The sequence below is a fragment of the Hydrogenophaga intermedia genome (assembly GCF_023715105.1).
In the GTDB taxonomy this organism is placed as follows: domain Bacteria; phylum Pseudomonadota; class Gammaproteobacteria; order Burkholderiales; family Burkholderiaceae_C; genus Hydrogenophaga; species Hydrogenophaga intermedia_A.
Genome location: NZ_JAMBNO010000061.1, coordinates 1 through 2347, shown reverse-complemented (window position 1 = coordinate 2347; position 2347 = coordinate 1). Strand labels below are relative to the sequence as shown.

General features: G+C 68.1%; 2 protein-coding genes. Both read left to right on the top strand.

Annotated elements, in window-relative coordinates:
* The coding region (istA, locus tag M3149_RS22500; RefSeq protein WP_285887486.1) for an IS21 family transposase at positions 1-1518 on the top strand (1518 nt) is incomplete at its 5' end.
* A gap of 36 nt (positions 1519-1554) precedes the next feature.
* Entirely contained in the window at positions 1555-2292 is a 738-nt protein-coding gene (gene istB / locus M3149_RS22495) for an IS21-like element helper ATPase IstB (RefSeq protein WP_251711588.1), read from the top strand.
* The last annotated feature ends 55 nt before the right edge of the window (positions 2293-2347 follow it).

Below are 2347 nucleotides of genomic sequence, written 5' to 3'. Positions count from 1 at the left end.
AAACTACGACACACACTGCAACTGCTGAACGGTGGGGCCTTGAGCACCCGCCAAATCGCTGCCGCCCTCGGCATCTCCAAATCCACCGTCGGCGACATTGGCAGCTATGCCCGCGCCGCCGGCGTGGACTGGGCGCTGGCCCAGAGCCTGAGCGACGAGGAACTGCTGGCCAGGCTCTACAAGCCGCCTGTGGCGCGCGCGTCCCGGCACCTCGAACCCGAGCACGCCCACATCCACCGCGAGCTGCGCCGACCCGGCGTGACCTTGCAACTGCTGTGGGAGGAATACCAGCAACAGCACGCCGGGCAGGCTTACAAGTACAGCGCCTTCTGCGAGAAGTACAAGGCCTGGGCCCGGCGCCTGCAGCGCTCCATGCGCCAGACCCACACGGGCGGTGACAAGCTCTTCGTGGACTACGCCGGCCAGACCGTGCCCGTCGTGGATGCCGACACTGGCGAGATACGCCAGGCCCAGGTCTTTGTGGCCGTGCTGGGCGCATCGAACTACACCTACGCCTGCGCCACCGCCAGCCAGAAGGCCGCTGACTGGGTGGCCAGCATCATTGCCACGCTGGAGTTCATCGGCGGCGTGCCCCGTCTGCTGGTACCCGACCAGCCGCGCGCCCTCATGGCCCGCCCCGACCGTTACGAGCCCACCGCGCACCGCCTGCTCGAAGAACTCTCGGCGCACTACAGCCTGGCCGTGATGCCAGCGCGCCCGGCCAAGCCACGCGACAAGCCCAAGGTGGAGGTCGCCGTGCAGGTGGTCGAGCGCTGGATTCTGGCCAGGCTGCGCCACCAGACCTTCTTCAGCCTGGCCGAGCTCAACCGTTCAATAGCCGCCTTGCTGGTGGACTTGAACCAACGAGCGTTCAAGAAGCTGCCCGGCAACCGCGCCAGCGCCTTTGCCGAGCTCGACCGGCCGGCCCTGCGCCCCCTGCCGGCGGTGCGCATGCCCATCGCGCGCTTCAAACCCGCCCGCGTCAACATCGATTACCACGTCGAGCTCGATGGCCACTACTACTCGGTGCCCCACGCCCTGGTGGGCGAGCGTGTGGAATTGCGCATCACGACCGGTACGGTGGAGGTTCTGCATGGCAGCAAGCGCGTGGCCGCCCACGCCCTCAATCCCCGCCGGGGTGCGCACACCACCACGCCCGAGCACATGCCAGCTTCGCATCGGGCGCACCTGCAGTGGACGCCGGCCAAGCTCATCGCCTGGGGCGAGCGCGTGGGCGCGGCCACCGCCGCCGTGGTGCGCTGGCAGATGGAGCACCGCCAGCATCCCGAGCAGGGTTACCGCTCCTGTCTGGGCCTGATGCGACTGGGCCGTGAGTACGGCCATCAGCGGCTGGAGGCCGCCTGTGCGCGGGCGCAATCGATTCGCTCACCGTCCTACAAGAGCATCGCCTCCATCCTGGGCTGTGGCCTGGACCAGCGGCCGCTGGATGCGCCAATGGCCGCACAGGCAAGCCTGCCGCTGCACGAGAACGTGCGCGGGCCGAGCTACTACCACTGAGCTCCAACGCGCAAGCGAAACCAACAAGGAAGAACCATGCTCAACGAACAGACCCTCAACCAACTGCGCGCCCTGCGCCTGGACGGCATGGTGGCCGCCCTCAGCGACGCGGCCACCCACATCACAGCCAGCGAACTGCCCTTTGAACAACGCCTGGCGCTGCTGGTGCAGCGCGAGGTGGACTGGCGTGACAGCAAGCGCCTGGAGCGCCTGTTGAAGGCCGCCCGCCTGAAGGTCTCCAGTGCTTGCCTGGAAGACATCGACTGGCGCACCAGCCGGGGCCTGAGCCGGGAGGTCATCACCAGCCTGGCCGGCGGGGACTGGCTGCGCCATGGCCACAACGTGCTGCTCACCGGTGCCACCGGTTGCGGCAAGACGTGGCTCGCCTGCGCACTGGGGCAGCAGGCCGCGCGCCTGGGCTTCTCGGTGCTCTACACCCGCGCGCCACGGCTGCTGCAGGAGCTGCACGTGGCCCATGGCGATGGCAGCCTGGGCAAACGGCTGGCGCAACTGGCGCGGCTGGACCTGCTCATCCTGGACGACTTCGGCATCGCGCCGATTGCCGCGCACGAGCGAAACGACCTGCTGGAGTTGCTCGACGACCGGGTGGGCACGCGCTCGACGCTCATCACCAGCCAGTTGCCGGTGACGGCCTGGCACGCCTGGCTGGACGAGCCTACGCTGGCCGACGCAATCCTGGACCGCATCGTTCACGGCTCGCACAAGATAGTCCTCAAGGGCGAGTCGATGAGAAAGCTGGCCAAGGCCACTTGAGCCGGCCACGCCGACCGCCGTTCCACGCTGATGGCGGACACTTCGGCTACGATTT

Coding starts and splice junctions, on each gene's coding strand:
- istB (WP_251711588.1), top strand. CDS start 1,555: ATGCTCAACGAACAGACCCTCAACCAACTGCGCGCCCTGCGCCTGGAC.